Below are 17,759 nucleotides of genomic sequence, written 5' to 3'. Positions count from 1 at the left end.
TCACACAACGTGGCACCACCGCATTCCGATGTCGCGCCGCCCGCGGTCGACGACCGTTACGCCGAGCGGCTCACCCTGCCCTGGTGGCTATGGCTCTGCGCGCTCGGCCTCGCCGCCCTGCTCGCCGCGGAGGTCTGGATGGGCGCTCCCGGCGTCCGGGCCTGGCTGCCCTTCGCGCTCTTCCTGCCGCTGACCTGCGTCGCGCTCTGGCGACTCGGGCGGATCAGGATCGCCGTCGTCGGCGACCAGCTCGAGGTGGATGACGCCCGGCTGCCGACGCGGTTCGTCGCCGACGCGATCCCCCTCGACGTGTCGGGACGGCGGGAGGTGCTGGGCGTGGGCGCGGATCCGCTCGCCTTCGTGGTGCAGCGGCCCTGGATCGGAGGCGCCGTCCAGCTGGTGCTGAACGACCCGGACGATCCGACGCCGTACTGGGTGATCAGTTCCCGGCATCCGGTGCGACTGGCGACGGCGATCCTCGCCGCCACACCGGCTCCGCCCGGCCAGGACGTATCGGACTGAGCCGCCGGCGTCAGCCTTCGATCACCGGAGGTCCGCCGCGCGGCCGTCGCCCGCCGATCGCCGTACGCTGCGTCCGCAGGTCGTCGCGGATCCGGTCGCCGAGGCCCCGGGTGGCCCGCCGGTTGAGATAGCTGGCCACCGCCGCGCCCGTCAGGAACGGACCGAGCGTGGTCAGATTGCGCCCGAACCGACGCAGCAACATGTCACGCAACTCCTTGCGGGCGGTGGTGCCGAGCACGGCGCCCACGCCCACGCCGGGAAGCATCGGGTTGACCCCGCGCTGGCTCGCCCAGGACTGGAGCAGCGGCACGGCCCGTTGGGCGCCCGCTCCCGGCACCGGCACGCCGTACACCTCGTGCAACTCACCGATGAGCTTCAACTCGATTGAGACCACCGCGACCGTCTCGGCCGCCAGCAGCACGGGCGCTGACAAGAGGGTGGGCGTCGCGGCCCACTCCACGGCCGCCACCCCGCCACCGGCGGCGCCGATCCCCGCGGTGGCCCGCGCGGCGTTGCGGACGAGCCGCTCGGCGAGAGCGTCGCCTTCGAGCCCGTCGTGGTGCCGGCGGAGCGTCGCGAGATCCCGGACCGGGATGTGCGGCGCGATTTCGCTGACCACCTCCGTCATCCAACGGAGGGCCGCCTTGGGCTTGAACAGGTCCGCTATCCCGCGGCCACGGATCTGGCCGATGAGCCGGCCGAGCAGCCGCTTGCGCTGCGCCGGCTCGATGTCGTCGCGGGTCAACTCGACAACGGTGCGGCCGAGCTCGTCGTCCGTGCCGACAAGCTCCGCCGTCGGCGGGTCGTCATGCGGGGCCGGCCCGCTGCCGGCCGGCGACGGCACGCCGGAGGCCGGACTCTCCGGCGACTGGTCGAAGCGGGTCATGCGCTGCCCCCGAACACGTATGCGATGCGCCTGCCGTGATCGAGTGAAGCAGCTTCCCGCCACGGGCGCATGTCGAGCCGACGGCGACCTCCACACCGAGGCCGCCGCCCCCCTTGTTTCCGCCCCCCGCGCTAAAGATCAGCCCGCAGTGCTCAGGCGCACTCTCGGCAGATCAGCTCCCCGTTGCGCTCCACCGCGAGCTGGCTGCGGTGGTGGACGAGGAAGCAGCGCGCGCAACGGAACTCGTCCTGCTGCATCGGCAGCACCTTGACCGTGAGTTCCTCGTCGGCCAGGTCAGCACCGGGAAGCTCGAAGCTCTCGGCAACCTCGGCCTCGTCGACGTCCACGGCGCCCGACTGCGAGTCGACGCGCCGTGCCTTGAGTTCTTCCAGGCTGTCCTCGCCGAGGTCGACCTCGTCGCGACGCGGTGCGTCGTAGTCGGTGGCCATCGGTTCACTCTCCCGTATCGATAAGTCGCTCCCGGTTTAACGCCGGAAGACGCTGTTTTGGTTCCCTGCGCGCCATCGTTCGAATCCGCACCACGAACCAGACATCTCGTCCCGGAACGCGGCGCCCGCAGGAAACTCCCCCGGCGAGCGCGGTACCTTACCCCCCTTTACGCGAGGCATGTATACCGCCCTTGCGTGAGGCATGTACGCCCGCGCGCGCCAAGTTGTTCCCAATGTGACTCAGGCGACACGAAGATAGGGGTAGGAGTCCCCCGATTACCGTCGCCGCGCCGGGTCGCCGCACTCTTTCCGCACAGCGGAGGGAGAACCGCTAACCTCAGCGGCATACTCGGTAGCCACGGGGGCGGACGACATTACCCTTTTGGTCCGGCACCAGCCACCACACCTGCACGGGAGCCATTCCATGAGCTTTGCGCGAGTGCGAGCACTCGTCGTTGTCGGCGCGATGGTCCTGTTCGCTCTGGTCTTCGTCGTGGTCGCGCTCGTGCGCGACACGCAGACCGAGGCGACCTCCGCGAGGAGCTGCCCGGACGGGTACGCGCTGGCCAACATCCGGTTGCGGGAGCCGAAAGACGTGCGCATCAACGTCTACAACGCGACGGACACGCCGGGCCTGGCGACCAAGGTCGGCACTGACTTCAAGAACCGGAAGTTTCAGGTGCTGAAGGAAGCGAACGACCCGCAGAAGAAGGGCATCGACGGGGTGGCCGTCCTGCGCTACGGCCCCAAGGCCGTCGGCTCAGCGCATCTGATGCGGGCCTACTTCCTGGACCAGGCGACCTTGGAATACGACCCGAAGCGCCAGGACGACCTGGTCGACGTGGTGATCGGGAGCGCGTTCCAACAGCTGGCCACGCTCACCGAGGTCAACCAGTCGCTGGTCGAACTCGGCGGCAAGCCGGAGCTCCCGGCGCAGACCTGCGCCGCCGACGAGCAGAGCTAGACCGTTCCGCTCCGGCCCCGCCACCTCACCAGGGGGGCGGGGCCGGAGCCGTTTCAGGGCTGGTCCGCTACGGTCCGCCGGTCGCGTCCAGCCGCACCAGATGCTCGTGCAGCGCTCCGAAGAGCGTCGGCGGGGCGGCGATGACGAGGTCGGGTCCGGCCGGGGCGCCGGCCAGCCCGGCGACCCGGAGCCCCGCCTCCGCGGCGATGAGCCCACCCGCCGCGTGGTCCCACGGGTTGAGTCCCTTTTCGTAGTAGGCGTCGACGCTCCCCTCGGCCGCCCGGCACAGGTCGAGGGCGGCCGCTCCGAATCGGCGGATGTCGCGTACCCGCGCGATCAGCCCGGCCAGCACCGCGGCCTGGTGGATCCGACGGGCCGGGTCGTAGCCGAAGCCGGTGGCGACCAGCGCCTGCGCGAGATCCGTCTGCGTGGAGCCCGTCAACCGCCGCCCTTCGCGGTAGGCCCCACCGCCCCGGACCGCCCGCCACTCGTCTCCCGTCGCGGCGTTGCGCACCACGCCCGCCACGACCACGCCGTCGACCTCCGCCGCGAGGGAGACGGCGTACTCCGGCAGGCCGTAGAGGTAGTTCACGGTGCCGTCGATCGGGTCGAGGATCCACCGCACCGCTCCCGGCCCGGCCGGTCGCGCGCCGCGCGTGTCCCCGTACTCCTCACCCAGCACGGTGTCCTCCGGCCGCAACGCGCGCAACGCGGCGACGACCTGGCGTTCCACGGCGCGGTCCGCGGCGGTGACCACGTCCGTGCTGGTGCTCTTGGTGTCGACGCCGGTGACCCCGTCGGCGCGCATCCGGCGCGCCGTCACGGCCGCGGCCTGTGCCACCTCCGCCGCGATCTTCAGCAGTTCCTCGGGTGTCGGCCTCATCTCGTCCATGCGTGGCTCCACGTCCCCTTTCCGCCCCGGACCGCCCGGTTTTCCGGCGCGTCGAACCGTCGGCCTCAGCCGGCCGGACGGTACGCCCCTCCCCCACCTGGCAGCGGTTATATCCTTTCAAAGTTCAGGTTCGTTCCCGCTCGGTGGGCCCCAGCCGTCACCTACGGCGTGCGACGCAGGATGATCGCCGCAGACGGCGTTACAATTCACGCCTACCCTTGCGCCACGGATCGCCGACAACCCGGTTGGTCCGAGACACGGGGGCCCAATTCACACCGGCACGTCGCTCCGCGCTGCGGTGGCCGGTCCGGCCGTGCTCGCTCTTCGCCTCCGGAAGGTCATTCGTGACAGAACTCCGCCACACCGGCGCCGACGTACGCTCCCTCACTGACGCCCTGATCGCCCACGCCGAGCGCGCTGGTGGACAGCTCACGTCGGCCGAGGTCGCAAGCTCTGTCGAGTCCGCTGAGGTGACCCCGGCCCAGGCTAAGAAGATCCTTCGCGCCCTCGCGGAGGCCGGCGTCACCGTGGTCATCGACGGATCGGCGAGCACGCGCCGCCGCGTCGCGGCCGCGCGTTCCGCGACGCCGGCGTCCAAAGCCACCACCGCCAAGACCACGAAGAAGCCGGCGCCCGCCCCCAAGCAGTCAACCCCCGCCACGGACGAGACCGCGGCGGTGCCGGCCAAGAAGGCAGCCCCCCGCAAGGCCACGACGACCGGCGTGGGCGGCGACGGCAGCGAGGCACCCGCGAAGGGCCCGGCCAAGGCCGCCCGCGCCACGAAGGCCGGAGCGGCGAAGGCCCCCAAGGGCAAGGCCGAGGAAGGCGCCGAGGGCGAGATCGACCCGGCGGAGCTCGCCGCAGCGATCGCGGACGTCGTGGTCGAGGAGCCGGTGGAGCTGGCCAAGGCGGCCGAGGCCGACGCGACGAGCGACAGCAACGACTTCGAGTGGGACGACGAGGAGTCGGAGGCGCTCAAGCAGGCCCGTCGGGACGCCGAACTGACCGCGTCGGCCGACTCGGTCCGCGCCTACCTCAAGCAGATCGGCAAGGTTCCGCTGCTGAACGCGGAGCAGGAGGTCGAGCTCGCCAAGCGGATCGAGGCCGGGCTCTACGCGGCCGAGCGGCTGCGCATCTCGGAGGAGGGTGAGCAGAAGCTCGTCCGGGAGATGGTCCGCGACCTGGGTTGGATCACCCGCGACGGCGAGCGCGCCAAGAACCACCTGCTCGAGGCCAACCTTCGCCTGGTGGTGTCGCTGGCCAAGCGCTACACCGGACGCGGCATGGCCTTCCTCGACCTCATCCAGGAGGGCAACCTCGGCCTGATCCGCGCCGTCGAGAAGTTCGACTACACCAAGGGCTACAAGTTCTCCACCTACGCCACCTGGTGGATCCGCCAGGCCATCACCCGCGCCATGGCCGACCAGGCCCGCACCATCCGCATCCCGGTGCACATGGTCGAGGTCATCAACAAGCTCGGCCGCATCCAGCGCGAGCTGCTCCAGGACCTGGGCCGCGAGCCCACCCCGGAGGAGCTGGCGAAGGAGATGGACATCACACCCGAGAAGGTGCTGGAGATCCAGCAGTACGCCCGGGAGCCCATCTCGCTCGACCAGACCATCGGCGACGAAGGTGACAGCCAACTCGGCGACTTCATCGAAGACTCGGAGGCCGTCGTCGCGGTCGACGCGGTCAGCTTCTCGCTGCTGCAGGACCAGCTCCAGCAGGTGCTCCAGACGCTTTCCGAGCGGGAGGCCGGCGTCGTACGGCTGCGTTTCGGCCTGACCGACGGGCAGCCGCGCACGCTGGACGAGATCGGCCAGGTTTACGGCGTGACGCGCGAGCGGATCCGGCAGATCGAATCGAAGACGATGTCAAAGTTGCGACACCCGTCGCGCTCCCAGGTGCTCCGCGACTACTTGGACTAATCCATTTCGTCAACCGAACGTGTCGCTTTGATCACCACATGTAGATCACCGCGAACTGATCCGGCGGATGTGCAGTTGTGATCGTTGACGTGGCACCCTTGGTGCACGGCACACTGTCCCTACCACGTGTGACCTCGGTCCCCCGAGGGCACATTGGGAAGGCAGCACCCTTCACGGGTGTTGGACGATGGGTGAGCAACGACCGACGAGTGTGTTCATCGGTGACGACCAGAGGAGGAAGGCGATGACCCCGACCCTCACGCCGCCGGCAACGGCGGCTTCCCTAGCTGCCGATGAACGGTGCGACCGGTGCAACGCGGCCGGCAAGCTGCGGGTGACACTGGCGGGTGGCAGTGAGCTGGTGTTCTGTGGACACCACGCGAACAAGTACGCCAACGATCTCGTGAAGATCGCGGTGCAGTTCAAGGCCGACCCGGAGTTCACCTGGCGTGGCGCCGATCTGATGGCAAATTAAACAGTTCCATCGACATAGCCGGCCGGCGGCGTTCCCCTGCGGGGGACGCCGCCGGCCGGCTTCGTCGTTGCCGCACCGAACGCCCGGAGCGAGGGCGGTCGCCGGCGGCGCGGTCGGGCGGGGCGGGGGACGGTCAGAACGTCTGAACGGTCGCGATACGTTCTTCGAGCTGCTCGATCGTGGCCTGGGCGCTCGGCGGACCACCACACAGCCGGCGCAGCTCCGCGTGGATCTTTCCGTGCGGCAGGCCGGTGCGGTGGTGGTGCGCCGCCACCAGCGCGTTGAGCTGACGGCGCAGCACGATACGGCGCTCTGCCGCCGTACGTGGGCCGGCCGGCTGCGTCGGGGCGGACGTCGGCGTTTCGCTGCGACGGCGGCGCTGAGCGGCCAACTGCTCGGCCTGACGCTTGTTGAGCAGGACGGCAACCTGGTCGGCGGTGAGCAGCCCCGGCAACCCGAGATACTCCTCCTCCTCGGGCGTGCCCGACTGCGCGGCCGTGCCGAAGGTCGCGCCGTCGAAGATCACCTGGTCGAGTTCGGCCGTGGCGGAGAGCGCCTCGAAACGCTTCTCCAGCTCGCCGCTGGCCTTCTCGTTGCGCTGCGCCCGCTCCAGCAGGTCGTCGTCGAAGCCGTCGCGCTGCTTCGGCGCGCCGAGCACGTGGTCCCGCTCCGCCTCCATCTCGCTGGCGAGACCGAGCAGGTGGGGCACGCTCGGCACGAAGACCGTCGCGGTCTCCCCCGGCCGCCGGGCCCGGACGAAACGCCCGATCGCCTGCGCGAAGTAGAGGGGCGTGGAGGCGCTCGTCGCGTAGACGCCGACCGCCAGGCGCGGGATGTCGACCCCTTCGGAAACCATCCGGACCGCAACGAGCCAACGCTGGTTGGAGGCGGCGAATTCGGCGATCCGCGCGGAGGCGCCGTCATCGTCGGAGAGGACCACCACGGCCTTCTCCCCGGTGATCCGCTCGACGAGCCGGCCGTACGCCCGCGCCGCCTGCTGGTCGGTGGCGATGATCAGGCCCCCGGCGTCGGCCATGCCGCCCGTGCGCAGGTGCTGCAGCCGGGCGTCCGCCGCGCGCAACACCTGCGGCATCCAGTCGCCGGCGGGGTCGAGGGCGGTACGCCAGGCCTGCGCGACGACGTCCTGCGTCATCGGCTCACCCAACCGGGCGGCGAGCTCGTCGCCGGCGCTGGTGCGCCAACGGGTCTCGCCGGAGTAGGCGAGGAAGATGACGGGACGGACGACGCCCTCGCGTAGCGCGTCGGCGTACCCGTAGATCGAGTCGGCGCGGGAGCGCTGCAGCCCGTCGCCGCCGCGCTCGTACGTGACGAACGGGATGGGATTGTCGTCGGAGCGGAACGGCGTACCGGTGAGCATCAGCCGGCGCACGGCCGGCTCGAACGCGGCCTTGACGCCGTCCCCCCACGAGCGGGAGTCACCGGCGTGGTGCACCTCGTCGAGGATGACCATGGTGCGCCGCGTCATCGTGCGCCGACGGTGCACCTGCGGGGCCACGCCGACCTGGGCGTAGGTGACGACGGCGCCGTGGAAGTCGGCCGAGGAGTGCACGTCGGCGTTGCGGAAGCCCGAGTCGAGCTGGATGCCGATCCGCGCCGCGGCCTGGGCCCACTGGGTCTTCAGGTGCTCGGTCGGTGCGACCACGGTGAGCGCCTCGACGGTGCCGTCGGCGAGCAGCTCGGCGGCGATGCGCAGGGCGAACGTGGTCTTACCCGCGCCGGGGGTCGCGACCGCCATGAAATCCTCGGAGCGCCGCCGCAGGTATTCGACCAGCGCCTTGCGCTGCCAGGCGCGCAGCGGCGGGAAGGTGTCGATTGCCGGCAGTTGGGCACCCAAACCGAGACGCTCCTTCCGACCACCACGGGGGCGGACATTCTGCTCAACGACGACGCGGGACGGTCAGCCGCAGCCCATGAAAACGCCCCCGCGACCGATGGCGCGCGAAGGCCGTCTCAGCATAGCCGCGCCGGACCGTCGGACCCCCGCAACACCGCGCGAGCGCCTGCTCACACCTGGCCCGCTCCGGGACCGGTCGCACCGTCGTCGCCGCGGCGATAACCCCCGGACGAGCCGCCCTCGTGGGCACGGTCCTCGGTCAGTCGGCGGCGCAGCCCCCGCTCCATCGCGACCGGCGCCGACCACTTCCGTTGCAGGGCGACCACCCGCACCCCGAAGACGAGCAGCACGGCGGCCGCCAACGACACCGGCCCGGCGTACCCGGTGAATTCCAGCGCGACCACCGCGACCGAGCCGGCGAGCGCGGCCACCGCGTAGATCTCGCGACGCAGCACGACCGGGATCTCGCCGGTGAGCAGGTCCCGGCCGAGCCCACCGCCGATCGCGGTGAGCATGCCGATGACGCAGGTGCCGAGCGGGGGCACGCCGGCGCCGAGCGCCTTGAGCGTCCCGGTGACGGTGAAGAGGCCGAGACCGGCGGCGTCGAGTACGAGCACGGTACGGCGCAGCCGGGCCAGCTGCGGGTGCAGCCAGAAGACGGCGGTCGACGCGAGCGCGGCGGCGGCGGCGTAACGCCAGTCGGCGAAGGCCAACGGCGGCACCTCCCCGATGACGAGATCGCGCAGGATCCCGCCGCCGAGCGCCGCGACGAAGCCGACGAAGACGACGCCGAACAGGTCGAGCCGTTTGACCACCGCGGCGGACGCGCCGGAGGCCGCGAAGACGGCAACCCCGACCAGATCAGCGGTCAGCAGGGCGGTGGAGGTGCTCACCGCCGCAGGCTACGCGCCGCGGCGCGGGGCAGAGGCTCAGCCGCGCATGGACTCGTAGATCTCCTTGCAGGCCGGGCAGACCGGCGAGCCCGGCTTGGCCGCCTTGGTGACGGGGAACTGCTCGCCGCAGAGGGCGACGACGTAATTCCCCATGACCGCGCTCTCGGCGATCTTCTCTTTGCGGACGTAGTGGAACATCTCTGGACCGGTATCGGCGTCCTTCAGCTCCGGACGCTCCAGGACCTCTGTGCTCACGTCGGTAACACCTCCAGCCTTCCAGTCTGGCAGCTTCACCGACGGTGGTCCACCGCAGGACGGGTCGGCGCGAACCCGTACGGTAATGATCGTGAACGAGTCCCCCCTGCCGGCCGCCGCCGACCACCGCATCCAGTACGGCGCCGAGGTCGCCGACGCCCGCCGCGACGGGCGGCCGATCGTCGCGCTGGAAAGCACCATCGTGTCGCACGGACTGCCCCGTCCCGACAACCTGCGCGTCGCCCGCGAGATCGAGGCGGCGGTCCGCGCGACCGGCGCGGTGCCCGCGACCATCGGCATGGTCGGTGGACGTCTCATCGTCGGTCTCGACGACACCGAACTCACCCGGCTCGCCTCCGCCGACGGGGTGGCCAAACTCTCCGTCCGCGACCTCGCCGTCGCGGCTGCCGCCGGCGTCGACGGCGCGACCACCGTCGCGGCGACCAGCGCCGTCGCCGCCGCCGCCGGGATCGGCGTGTTCGCCACCGGCGGGCTCGGCGGGGTGCACCGGGAGGCGGCGCAGAGCTTCGACGAGTCCGCGGACCTGATCACCCTGGCCCGGACGCCGATCGCGGTCGTGTGCGCCGGCGTGAAGTCGATCCTCGACGTGGGCGCCACGCTGGAGCGGCTGGAGACCCTCGGGGTGGCGGTGGTGGGCTACCGCACCCGCCGCTTCCCGGGCTTCTTCATCACCGACGGCGGCTTCGACCTCGACTGGTCCCTCGACTCGCCCGAACAGGTGGCGACCGCGCTGCGCGCACGGCGGGAGCAGGGCGTGCTCCGCGGCGGCCTGGTGGTGGCGAACCCCCTCCCGGCCGACGAGCAGCTCGACCCGGCGCTGCACGACCGGACGCTCGCCGACGGGCTGGCGATGCTGGCTCGGGATGGCGTGACGGGCAAGGCTGTGACGCCGTTCCTGCTCGCCCACTTCCACTCGGCGACCGAGGGCCGCAGCCTCGCGGTGAACGTCCGGATCATCCTGCGCAACGCGGAGCTGGCCGGACGGATCGCCGTCGCCGCCGCGGCCTGACCGCGCGATGCACGAGGAGGAGCCGCCCCGGCAGCGGATCGTGGTCGTCGGTGACGTGGTCACCGACGTCCTCGCCGTGCTCGCCGGGACGCTCTCGCCCGGCTCCGACACCCGCGCCGACGTCCGGCTGACCGGCGGCGGCCAAGCCGCCAACACGGCGGCGTGGCTCGGCTGGCAGGGCCGTGAGGTGACGCTCGTCGCGGCGATCGGCGCGGACGAGGCGGGGCAGGCGCGGATCGCCGAGTTGACCGACGCGGGCGTGGACTGCGCCGTGCGCCGCTGCCCGGACGCGCCGACCGGGACGGTGATCGTGCTCGCCCACGACGGCGACCGGTCCATGATCACGGACCGCGGCGCGAACCTGAAACTGGAGCCGGCGGACGTGGACCGCGCGCTCGCCGCCACGCCGGACGCCGCCCACCTGCACCTCTCCGGCTACACGCTGCTGGACCGGGCGTCCCGGGCCGCCGGGCGGCACGCGCTCGCCGCCGCCCGCCGGCACGGACTCACCACCAGCGTCGACGCGGCCTCGGCGGAGCCGCTGCGGCAGGTCGGGGCCGCCACGTTCCTGCAATGGGTACGGGGAGTCGACCTCCTGATCGCCAACACCGACGAGGCGGCCGCACTGACCGGCACCGCGCTCCTCGCCGACGGGCCCAGCGCGGCCGTGCGGCGGGCCCGCGCGCTACGCGGGGTGGCCCGGCACGTGGTGGTGAAGCGGGCCGGCGACGGGGCGGTCTGGGCCGAGCCGACCGGCGTGGTGACCGAGTTGCCGGCGCGGCGGGTGCCGGTGGTCGACGCGACCGGCGCGGGAGACGCCTTCGCGGCCGGCCTGCTGGCGGCCTGGATCGCCGGCGCGGAGCCGGTGGAGGCGCTGCGGCGGGCCGGGGAACTCGGCGCGGTCGCGGTCTCGACCATGGGCGCGCGCCCCACGCCCCGCTAGCCGCTTCGGGTCGGGACCGCGCGTCTCACGGCTCCGGGTCGATGGTGCGACCCGGCGCACGGCCGGTGGGCTGGCTGGGCAGCGCCATGGGGGCGGCGCCCTGCCGGTGCGTCCGGGACAGCCGGTGCTTCTCCTTGGGCGGCCCGTCGTTGGCGAGCATGACCGCCAGCCACGGGATCAGGATCATCCCGACCGCGCAGAGCGGGAGCCAGAGCCAGAGCAGGGGCGCGTTGACGGAGACCAGGATCGCCCCCACGATCAGGCAGGCCGCCCGGATCGACATCATCACGATGTAGCGCACCTGACGACTGCGCAGCTGCTCGTCCTGGCTGCGGGCGGCGTCGGTGATCAGGGTCGGCTGGTGTGCCTGTCGCTTCACGACGGTCCTCCTCGGCTGCCGTCCATCCTCGCACTCCCCCGACGGAACACCCAGATCAGCCGTGAAATCGTTTCCGGTCCCGCCGCGTTCGAGACGACGCGATCAGGCAGTTTCACGAGGGCCGCGACCGTCTCCCTGGCGGACGTCCGACGCGCCCTCGGCGCACTGGCTCAACGCCCCACGGCGGCCTGAGTCAGCTCTCCGACGCCTTCGCGGCCGCCTTCATCTGCTGCTTGTACGTGCGGACCTTGACCAGCGAATCCTGATCCGTGATGTCGGCCACCGACCGGTACGCTCCCGGCTCGCCGTACACACCGGCGGCCTCCTGCCACCCCGATGGCCGCACGCCGAACTGCTTGCCCAGCAGCGCGGCGAAGATCTGCGACTTCTGCTTGCCGAAGCCCGGCAGCTCACTGATGCGCTTCACCAGCTCCTTGCCGTTCTCCGCCTCCGACCAGAGCCGGCTCGCCTCCCCGTCGTAGCGCTCCACCAGCATCCGGCAGACCTCCTGCACCCGCGCCGCCATCGACCGCGGGAAGCGGTGCAGCGCCGGCCGCTCACTGAAGATCGCGGTGAGCGCCTCCGGGTCGCAGTTGGCGAGCTCGTGCGCGTCCGGCTCGTGACCGAGCCGCTGCGCGAGGTGGTACGGCGAGGAGAACGCCTTCTCGAGCGGAATCTGCTGGTCCAGCACCATCCCGATCAACAGCGACAGCGGATGGCGTCCGAGCAGCGCGTTGGCCTCGGCTTCGATGGGCAGGGAGAGCGTCATGGCCTCCATCCTGCCTGTCGTTCCCCCCGACCGCGCGGCACCCCGTACGGTGCGCCGGCACCGGGCGGATGCCGGCGTGGATCTTCGTGGGCACCGGGCCGGCACGCGGGCGTCGGAACGCCGGGACGCGCTAGTGGTAGACGAGCTCGGCGCGGTCGGCGCCGTCGGTGGCGGTGAGTGAGGCGGGCCGTCCGCGGACCCAGAGCCGTTCGACGTGGATGACCTCGCCGGCGCACGGCATCATGATGGGCCGTTCGCACCACGTGGTCGGGTCGCCGTCGTTCAATTTCAGGCCGGTGAGCCCGTAGAGGCAGGACGCCAGCAGGCCGCCCAGGTTGGCGGTGAAGGGGACCGCGCGGGGTTTCTCGGGGTGCCGCGCCGGGCTGAATTCGGTCGGCATGTCGAAGGGCGCGACGACGAACTCGGCGTAACCCCGCTCGAACAGGTCGAAGGCCCGGTCGCGGTCGCCGAGCCACGCCGCGTAGACGCCGAGCATCGGCGAGAGCATCGGCGATCCCACGTACCGGTCGGCCGAGCGCAGGTGGAATTCCAGCGTCTGACGCTCGGTTTCCGGATCGATCGGGTACCCGAGCGGAAAGAGCACGGCGGCGCCTTCCGGCGTCTCACCCTTCTCCTCGAACGGATCGTGGTTGTCGTGGTTGTGGATGACCCCGGTTTCCGGATTGATGGGGAACACGAGGCCGTTGGCGATCGTCTCCCAGTGCTCGTCGACCGTCTTGCCGACCGCGCGGCCGAGCGCCGCCGTCTTCCGCAGGGCGAGCGCCGCGGAGTAGTTGACGAACGCGTTGTTGTTGACCGTGTGCTGCGTCTCCGCGATGCCGGTGACCCCGCGGAGCTCGTAGCCGTGCTCCGTGCGCTCGACTCTGCTCTCCAGCCATCGGGCGACCGATGACATCACCGGCCAGGCGTAGTCGGCGGCGAACCCCCAGTCACCGGTCGCGTGCACGTAGTTGGCGAACTCGAGCGCGACATCCATGCTGACGTGCTCTTCGGTGTACGAATGCGGCACCTCCACCGGAGCGGCCTCCTGGCCCCACCGCGGACTGCTCTCCCACGGGTACTGGGCCCCCGTGTAGCCGCGGGCGTCGGCGTTGGCCGTGGCGCCGGAGAGGCGGGAGTGGCGGTAGGTCATGACGGAGCGGGCGGCCTCGGGGTAGGTGAACAGCAGGGTCGGCACGGCGAACACGGGAACGTCCCACATGACATGGCCGCGGTAGTAGTGGTAGTCGGGCCAGGAGGAGAGCCCGAACAGGGCCGTGCTGCTCGGCGACGAACGGTGCACGGAGCTGTGCAGGTAGAAGTAGGCGGCGTCGACCATCAGTTGCCAGCGCGGCGGAGCGCCGATCAGAGTCGGCCGCCCCCGCCACAGCTCCGTCCAGGCCTCGCGGTTGTCGACCCGCAGCGCGTCGCAGCCGCGCGTGACCGCGGCGGTGAGCAGCCGGGCCGCCTCGTGGATCGGACGCTCATGGAACGCGTCGGAGACCATGCTGGTGAAATGGCGCAGGCGGTAGCGCGCCCCCGCCTGCGCCCGCCACGAGTACGTGGTGAACGAGGCGCCCCCCGCCCGCTCGCTCAGTCTGCGGCGCACCTGGTCCGTGCCGCTGAAATCGGTGCCGTAGGCGAGCCCGAGGGAACCCATGTCTCCGTGGCTGCCCCACATCGTCACGCAGTCGACGGCGGCGGCGTGGTCGGGTGGACAGCGCGGCGGCTCAAGCCACTTGCCGAGGGTGCCCTCCGGCTCCAGTCCGACCGCGAGCTCCAGTTCGCAGTCCCGGTCCACCCGGAGCTCGAGCTCCTGCACGGCGATGGTGGGGCGGGTGCGGCTGCAGAAGATGACGCTCCTCACCTCGGCGCGCGCCCCGTCGCCGTGGAAGTCGAAGATGGTGTGCAGCTCGCCGCAGGAGAAGTCGTAGCGCTGCTCGCGCAGCACCGCCCGATCCGGGGACTGCGCCAGCGACGCGTCACCGATCCGCAGGTTGCCGGCGAGCGGGTAGGGGGCCTGGGCGTAGCCCTCCACGCCGGTGTGCGGCTCCATCCCGACGAATCCGTTGACGGTGGCCACGCCGGCCAGCAGGGGCACGGGGCAGACGCGCAGCCCGACGAGGCCGTTGGAAACATACGCGGGCGTGTACCCGGCCTCCCACGTCCGCACCGGCTCGGGGCTGATGGGCTCGATCATGCCGTCTCCCCCGCCCGCTCCTCGTCCTCGCCGCCACCTGCGAAGTGCCACCGGCGTCGCCACCTAAACCTCCCCACGGCCGTACGGCAGCGAGATCGCCCAGGTGGTCGCCTCGCTGTGGCGCAGCACGTTGGTCGTACCCGCACGGACCACCCAGCCGAGCGTCGGCTGCGCCAGGGGGGCAGTCCCTAGGCGACCTGGCCGGGGAGGCACGAGCGGTCAGCGGCGGTGCCGGCCGGCGGCAGTCTCCCGCGTCACCGTCTCCGCGGTCCCGCCGACCACCTGCTGCGGCGACTTCTCGCCGGCTTCCACCGCGAGCGCCAGCGTGTTCTCCGGGGGCGGCAACGCACAGGTCGCGAAGCGGATGAACGCGCACGGCGGGTTCGTCGCCCGGTTGAAGTCGAGGATCAGCCGCCCGTCCTCCGCCGGCTGACCGACGGAGAGGGAACGCGCCGCCGCGTACGTCGTCACCCCGCTCGTCGCGTCCCGGAACGGCAACCACAGGCCGCCGTCGGCCCGGCCGAACGCGGTCAGCGCATGGTCCTCACCACGCGCGTTGAAGCGCACCACTCCACACGCGCGCTGCCGATGGGTCAGCCCGTCGATCACCGAGCCGAGCACGACCGTGCGGGGCTGGTCGTAGCGCTGGAACCACCCCTCGACGATCCATTCCGGGCTCGGGTCGTACGCCGGCACCCCGGCGAACCATGTGCGGCTCACCGCCCGGGGGTCCCGCAGCCGGATCGCGTACCGCCCGTTGCGCTGCATGATCTCGATGATCTTGTCGGCGAACGTCGCCCGCGCGGGCGGCGCCCCATCCGCCACCTCCACGAGGACCGTTCCCAGCACCTGCCTGCCGTGCAGCACCAGGCCCTCGTCGGGGCTGGCCTTGACCGTCACCCCGGCCGGACGGCCGTTCCACCGCCCCGGCATCCCCCAGTACGCGCTCAACTCCCCGGTCAGCCAGTGCAGCGCGGTCACGCTCAGCCATCCGTGCGGTTCGCGCAACTCGTCCGCGCGCTGCACCCGCCACGCCACCCATTCGTTGACCAGGGTGTCGCGTTCGATCGTCGTCATCACGGTGCTCCCTTCGTCGCTCGCGCCAGGGTCGGCGCCGCACGGCGGGAGTACGGTCGCCGGTCGTCCGACAATTCGTACGATGACACCCGCTCGCCGTACCCGCGGGTGATCGTGGCGATGCGCGGCCGCGACGGCGGGAGAAAATACCCGGACAAGCGCGGACCTGGCGCGTTCCGGGCGGCTTCGGGCAGAGTCCGGGCGGATTCGGGGGTTGCCCCCGCCGGTCCCGACGGAGCCGGCAGGATGGCACTCGTGGCTGAACCCGACACGCATGCTTCGTTCCCCGGCCTGCTCTCCCCGACCGGCGTCGACCAACTCCGGGAGTCCCTGCTCAGCGCGGGCTACACCGCCAACGGCATCGCGGCGCGGCTCGGCCCGGAGGCGACCGCCGGGGTCGGACGCAACGACTTCCGGATGGCGCTGCGGATGACCGAGGAGCGCGACCGGCTCGGCACGCTGATCCGGCTGTTCGTCTGCGGCCAGACCGAGCCGGAGGAGGCGGTCGCCGCGGCGCTGGCCCCGCTGCCGCTCGCGGACGCCCGGGCCGCCGGGCTGGTCGAGCGGGCCCTCGCCGCTCCGGACGGGATCCCCGGGCTGCGGCAGGGCATCGACCTGGAGCCGTACGGGGAGAGCTGGTGGGTCCTCTCCGACGTGCCCGCCACCGCCCGTTCCGGCCAACCGCTCCCCGCCGACCACGTGCTCGGCGTCGGCGGCGCGTCCACCACCCTCGCCGGGGCCGCCATCCGCCGCCCCGTCGGCAGCGCCCTCGATCTCGGCACCGGCTGCGGCGTGCAGTCGCTGCACCTCGCCACGCACGCCCGTTCGGTGACCGCGACGGATCTCTCCGTGCGGGCGCTGCGCTTCGCGGCCACGACGGCCGCGCTCAACGGCCAGCAGTGGGAGCTGCTCCAGGGCGACCTCATCGCTCCGGTGGCCGGCCGCCGCTTCGACCTGGTGGTCAGCAACCCGCCCTTCGTGGTCGGCCCCGGCACCGCCACACACACCTACCGCGACTCGGGACGGGCCGGCGACGGGGTGTGCGCGGAACTGGCCGCGGCGGCCCCCGGGCTGCTCACCGAGGGCGGCGTGATGCAGTACCTGGCGAACTGGGTGCACATCGCGGGCGAGGACTGGGGAGACCGGGTCGCGGGCTGGTTCGCCGGCACCGGCCTGGACGCCTGGGTGATCCAGCGGGAGGTCTCCGACCCGGTCGGATACGTGAACCTCTGGCTCGCCGACGCCAGCGAGGCGGCGGATCCGCAGCGGGCGGCCGCCTGGCTGGACTGGTTCGACGCGCACAAGGTGGAGGCGGTCGGCTTCGGGTTGATCACACTGCGCCGCAGCGGCCACGACGATCCGGTCGTCCGGGTGGAGGACCTGCGGCAGGCGGTGGAGCCGCCGCTCGGCGCGCAGGTGGCGGCCTGGTTCGACCGCCAGGACTGGCTCCGGGTACGCGACACGGACACGTTGCTCGCCGCCCGCTACCGCGCCGCCGAAGGGCTGCAGCTGCGCCAGGAGGCGACGATGGGCGACGAGGGCTGGGCGGTGGACCGGCAGGTGCTCGCCCTGCCGCAGGGGCTGCGCTGGACCGAGGAGATCGACCCGCTGGTGCTCGCCCTCGTCGGCGGCTGCGACGGCCAGGTGCCGCTGCGTGACCAGATCGCGGTGCTCGCCGTCGCGCACGACGTGGCAGAGGCGGAGCTGGCCGAGGCGGCCGGACCGATCATCGGCCACCTCGTCGAGCGGGGCGTGATCCTGCCCGTCTGACGCGGGCAGCGGGCATGCGAAGCTGACCGCCATGCGGGCGGTGGTGCAGACGGTCAGCCGGGCGAGCGTGACCGTCGACGGCGAGGTGGTCGGGGCGATCGACGACGGCCTGCTGGTGCTGCTCGGGGTGACCCACTCGGACACCGCGCAGACCGCCGCGATGATGGCCCGCAAGGTGCACGAGCTGCGCATCTATCCCGCGCCGGACGCCGCCGGCGGCGAGCGGTCGGCCGCCGACCTCGACGCGCCACTGCTGGTGGTGAGCCAGTTCACGCTCTACGGCGACGCGCGCAAGGGCCGCCGCCCGAGCTGGGGGGCGGCTGCCCCCGCGGAGGTCGCGGAGCCACTGGTGCAGGAGTTCGTCGCGGCGCTGCGCGGCCGGGGCGCGCAGGTCCGGACCGGTCGCTTCCGCACCCACATGCTGGTCGAGAGCGTCAACGTCGGCCCACAGACCATTCTGCTCGACCTCTGA

General features: G+C 72.0%; 18 protein-coding genes. 8 read left to right on the top strand and 10 right to left on the bottom strand.

Annotated elements, in window-relative coordinates:
- The first annotated feature begins 9 nt into the window (after positions 1-9).
- The gene (locus AB0J06_RS08040) at positions 10-522 is read left to right on the top strand and encodes a DUF3093 domain-containing protein (protein WP_357425921.1); all 513 of its coding nucleotides are present in this window, start codon (positions 10-12) and stop codon (positions 520-522) included.
- 10 nt (positions 523-532) lie between these two features.
- Here the strand turns inward: AB0J06_RS08040 and AB0J06_RS08035 are convergent, their stop codons facing one another.
- Together AB0J06_RS08035 and AB0J06_RS08030 are read right to left on the bottom strand one after the other, a co-directional pair.
- Positions 533-1,408: a hypothetical protein gene (locus AB0J06_RS08035; RefSeq protein WP_357425919.1), complete on the bottom strand. Its 876-nt coding sequence runs from the start codon at positions 1,406-1,408 to the stop codon at positions 533-535.
- A 152-nt stretch (positions 1,409-1,560) separates the two neighbouring features.
- The gene (locus AB0J06_RS08030) at positions 1,561-1,857 is read right to left on the bottom strand and encodes a DUF4193 domain-containing protein (protein ID WP_073835372.1); all 297 of its coding nucleotides are present in this window, start codon (positions 1,855-1,857) and stop codon (positions 1,561-1,563) included.
- A 439-nt stretch (positions 1,858-2,296) separates the two neighbouring features.
- Here AB0J06_RS08030 and AB0J06_RS08025 point away from each other — a divergent pair, with 439 nt between their 5' ends.
- Positions 2,297-2,821 carry a LytR C-terminal domain-containing protein gene (locus AB0J06_RS08025; RefSeq protein WP_357425989.1) on the top strand — a complete coding sequence of 175 codons (525 nt, stop codon included), beginning with the start codon at positions 2,297-2,299 and terminating at the stop codon, positions 2,819-2,821.
- A gap of 67 nt (positions 2,822-2,888) precedes the next feature.
- On the opposite strand, the gene AB0J06_RS08020 is transcribed toward AB0J06_RS08025, so the two are convergent.
- The gene (locus tag AB0J06_RS08020) at positions 2,889-3,713 is read right to left on the bottom strand and encodes an inositol monophosphatase family protein (RefSeq protein ID WP_357425917.1); all 825 of its coding nucleotides are present in this window, start codon (positions 3,711-3,713) and stop codon (positions 2,889-2,891) included.
- A 344-nt stretch (positions 3,714-4,057) separates the two neighbouring features.
- Here AB0J06_RS08020 and AB0J06_RS08015 point away from each other — a divergent pair, with 344 nt between their 5' ends.
- Entirely contained in the window at positions 4,058-5,641 is a 1,584-nt protein-coding gene (locus tag AB0J06_RS08015) for an RNA polymerase sigma factor (RefSeq protein WP_357425915.1), read from the top strand.
- Between the two features lie 244 nt (positions 5,642-5,885).
- The gene (locus tag AB0J06_RS08010) at positions 5,886-6,116 is read left to right on the top strand and encodes a hypothetical protein (protein ID WP_357425913.1); all 231 of its coding nucleotides are present in this window, start codon (positions 5,886-5,888) and stop codon (positions 6,114-6,116) included.
- Positions 6,117-6,249: 133 nt separating this feature from the next.
- Here AB0J06_RS08010 and AB0J06_RS08005 read toward each other — a convergent pair whose 3' ends face one another.
- The 3 genes from AB0J06_RS08005 to AB0J06_RS07995 all read right to left on the bottom strand — a co-directional run bounded on the left by AB0J06_RS08005 (position 6,250) and on the right by AB0J06_RS07995 (position 9,119).
- A complete protein-coding gene (locus AB0J06_RS08005; RefSeq protein ID WP_357425911.1) occupies positions 6,250-7,971 on the bottom strand; it encodes a DEAD/DEAH box helicase in 1,722 nt (573 codons plus the stop codon).
- Positions 7,972-8,141: 170 nt separating this feature from the next.
- Positions 8,142-8,864 carry a trimeric intracellular cation channel family protein gene (locus AB0J06_RS08000; RefSeq protein ID WP_357425909.1) on the bottom strand — a complete coding sequence of 241 codons (723 nt, stop codon included), beginning with the start codon at positions 8,862-8,864 and terminating at the stop codon, positions 8,142-8,144.
- Between the two features lie 36 nt (positions 8,865-8,900).
- Positions 8,901-9,119 (bottom strand): DUF3039 domain-containing protein, encoded by a 219-nt coding sequence (locus AB0J06_RS07995; RefSeq protein ID WP_357425907.1) that lies wholly within the window; start codon positions 9,117-9,119, stop codon positions 8,901-8,903.
- Between the two features lie 130 nt (positions 9,120-9,249).
- Here AB0J06_RS07995 and AB0J06_RS07990 point away from each other — a divergent pair, with 130 nt between their 5' ends.
- Positions 9,250-10,149, top strand: a complete 900-nt coding sequence (locus AB0J06_RS07990; protein ID WP_357425987.1) for a pseudouridine-5'-phosphate glycosidase — start codon at positions 9,250-9,252, stop codon at positions 10,147-10,149.
- A 7-nt stretch (positions 10,150-10,156) separates the two neighbouring features.
- A complete protein-coding gene (locus tag AB0J06_RS07985; protein ID WP_357425905.1) occupies positions 10,157-11,092 on the top strand; it encodes a PfkB family carbohydrate kinase in 936 nt (311 codons plus the stop codon).
- A gap of 25 nt (positions 11,093-11,117) precedes the next feature.
- Here the strand turns inward: AB0J06_RS07985 and AB0J06_RS07980 are convergent, their stop codons facing one another.
- From AB0J06_RS07980 to AB0J06_RS07965, 4 genes are all read right to left on the bottom strand, one after another.
- A complete protein-coding gene (locus AB0J06_RS07980) occupies positions 11,118-11,471 on the bottom strand; it encodes a DUF3099 domain-containing protein (protein ID WP_357425903.1) in 354 nt (117 codons plus the stop codon).
- A 193-nt stretch (positions 11,472-11,664) separates the two neighbouring features.
- Positions 11,665-12,240, bottom strand: a complete 576-nt coding sequence (locus AB0J06_RS07975) for an HhH-GPD-type base excision DNA repair protein (protein WP_357425901.1) — start codon at positions 12,238-12,240, stop codon at positions 11,665-11,667.
- Between the two features lie 130 nt (positions 12,241-12,370).
- Positions 12,371-14,440, bottom strand: a complete 2,070-nt coding sequence (locus AB0J06_RS07970) for a hypothetical protein (RefSeq protein ID WP_357425899.1) — start codon at positions 14,438-14,440, stop codon at positions 12,371-12,373.
- Between the two features lie 219 nt (positions 14,441-14,659).
- The gene (locus tag AB0J06_RS07965) at positions 14,660-15,517 is read right to left on the bottom strand and encodes a DUF1684 domain-containing protein (protein ID WP_357425897.1); all 858 of its coding nucleotides are present in this window, start codon (positions 15,515-15,517) and stop codon (positions 14,660-14,662) included.
- Between the two features lie 246 nt (positions 15,518-15,763).
- Here AB0J06_RS07965 and AB0J06_RS07960 point away from each other — a divergent pair, with 246 nt between their 5' ends.
- Entirely contained in the window at positions 15,764-17,287 is a 1,524-nt protein-coding gene (locus AB0J06_RS07960) for a methyltransferase (protein ID WP_357425895.1), read from the top strand.
- A 31-nt stretch (positions 17,288-17,318) separates the two neighbouring features.
- A complete protein-coding gene (gene dtd, locus AB0J06_RS07955; RefSeq protein WP_357425893.1) occupies positions 17,319-17,759 on the top strand; it encodes a D-aminoacyl-tRNA deacylase in 441 nt (146 codons plus the stop codon).

The sequence above is a fragment of the Micromonospora sp. NPDC049679 genome (assembly GCF_040659735.1).
Lineage (GTDB): Bacteria > Actinomycetota > Actinomycetes > Mycobacteriales > Micromonosporaceae > Micromonospora_I.
The sequence above is the reverse complement of the archived record's forward strand: the minus strand, read 5'-3'. Positions and strand labels throughout refer to the sequence as shown.

What these genes read in the sequence shown, in the direction of transcription:
- AB0J06_RS08035 (WP_357425919.1), bottom strand. Translation starts at nt 1,408, where the DNA reads ATGACCCGCTTCGACCAGTCGCCGGAGAGTCCGGCCTCCGGCGTGCCG.
- AB0J06_RS08030 (WP_073835372.1), bottom strand. Translation starts at nt 1,857, where the DNA reads ATGGCCACCGACTACGACGCACCGCGTCGCGACGAGGTCGACCTCGGC.
- AB0J06_RS08020 (WP_357425917.1), bottom strand. Translation starts at nt 3,713, where the DNA reads ATGGACGAGATGAGGCCGACACCCGAGGAACTGCTGAAGATCGCGGCG.
- AB0J06_RS08010 (WP_357425913.1), top strand. Translation starts at nt 5,886, where the DNA reads ATGACCCCGACCCTCACGCCGCCGGCAACGGCGGCTTCCCTAGCTGCC.
- AB0J06_RS07985 (WP_357425905.1), top strand. Translation starts at nt 10,157, where the DNA reads ATGCACGAGGAGGAGCCGCCCCGGCAGCGGATCGTGGTCGTCGGTGAC.
- AB0J06_RS07975 (WP_357425901.1), bottom strand. Translation starts at nt 12,240, where the DNA reads ATGACGCTCTCCCTGCCCATCGAAGCCGAGGCCAACGCGCTGCTCGGA.
- AB0J06_RS07970 (WP_357425899.1), bottom strand. Translation starts at nt 14,440, where the DNA reads ATGATCGAGCCCATCAGCCCCGAGCCGGTGCGGACGTGGGAGGCCGGG.
- AB0J06_RS07965 (WP_357425897.1), bottom strand. Translation starts at nt 15,517, where the DNA reads ATGACGACGATCGAACGCGACACCCTGGTCAACGAATGGGTGGCGTGG.
- AB0J06_RS07960 (WP_357425895.1), top strand. Translation starts at nt 15,764, where the DNA reads ATGGCACTCGTGGCTGAACCCGACACGCATGCTTCGTTCCCCGGCCTG.
- dtd (WP_357425893.1), top strand. Translation starts at nt 17,319, where the DNA reads ATGCGGGCGGTGGTGCAGACGGTCAGCCGGGCGAGCGTGACCGTCGAC.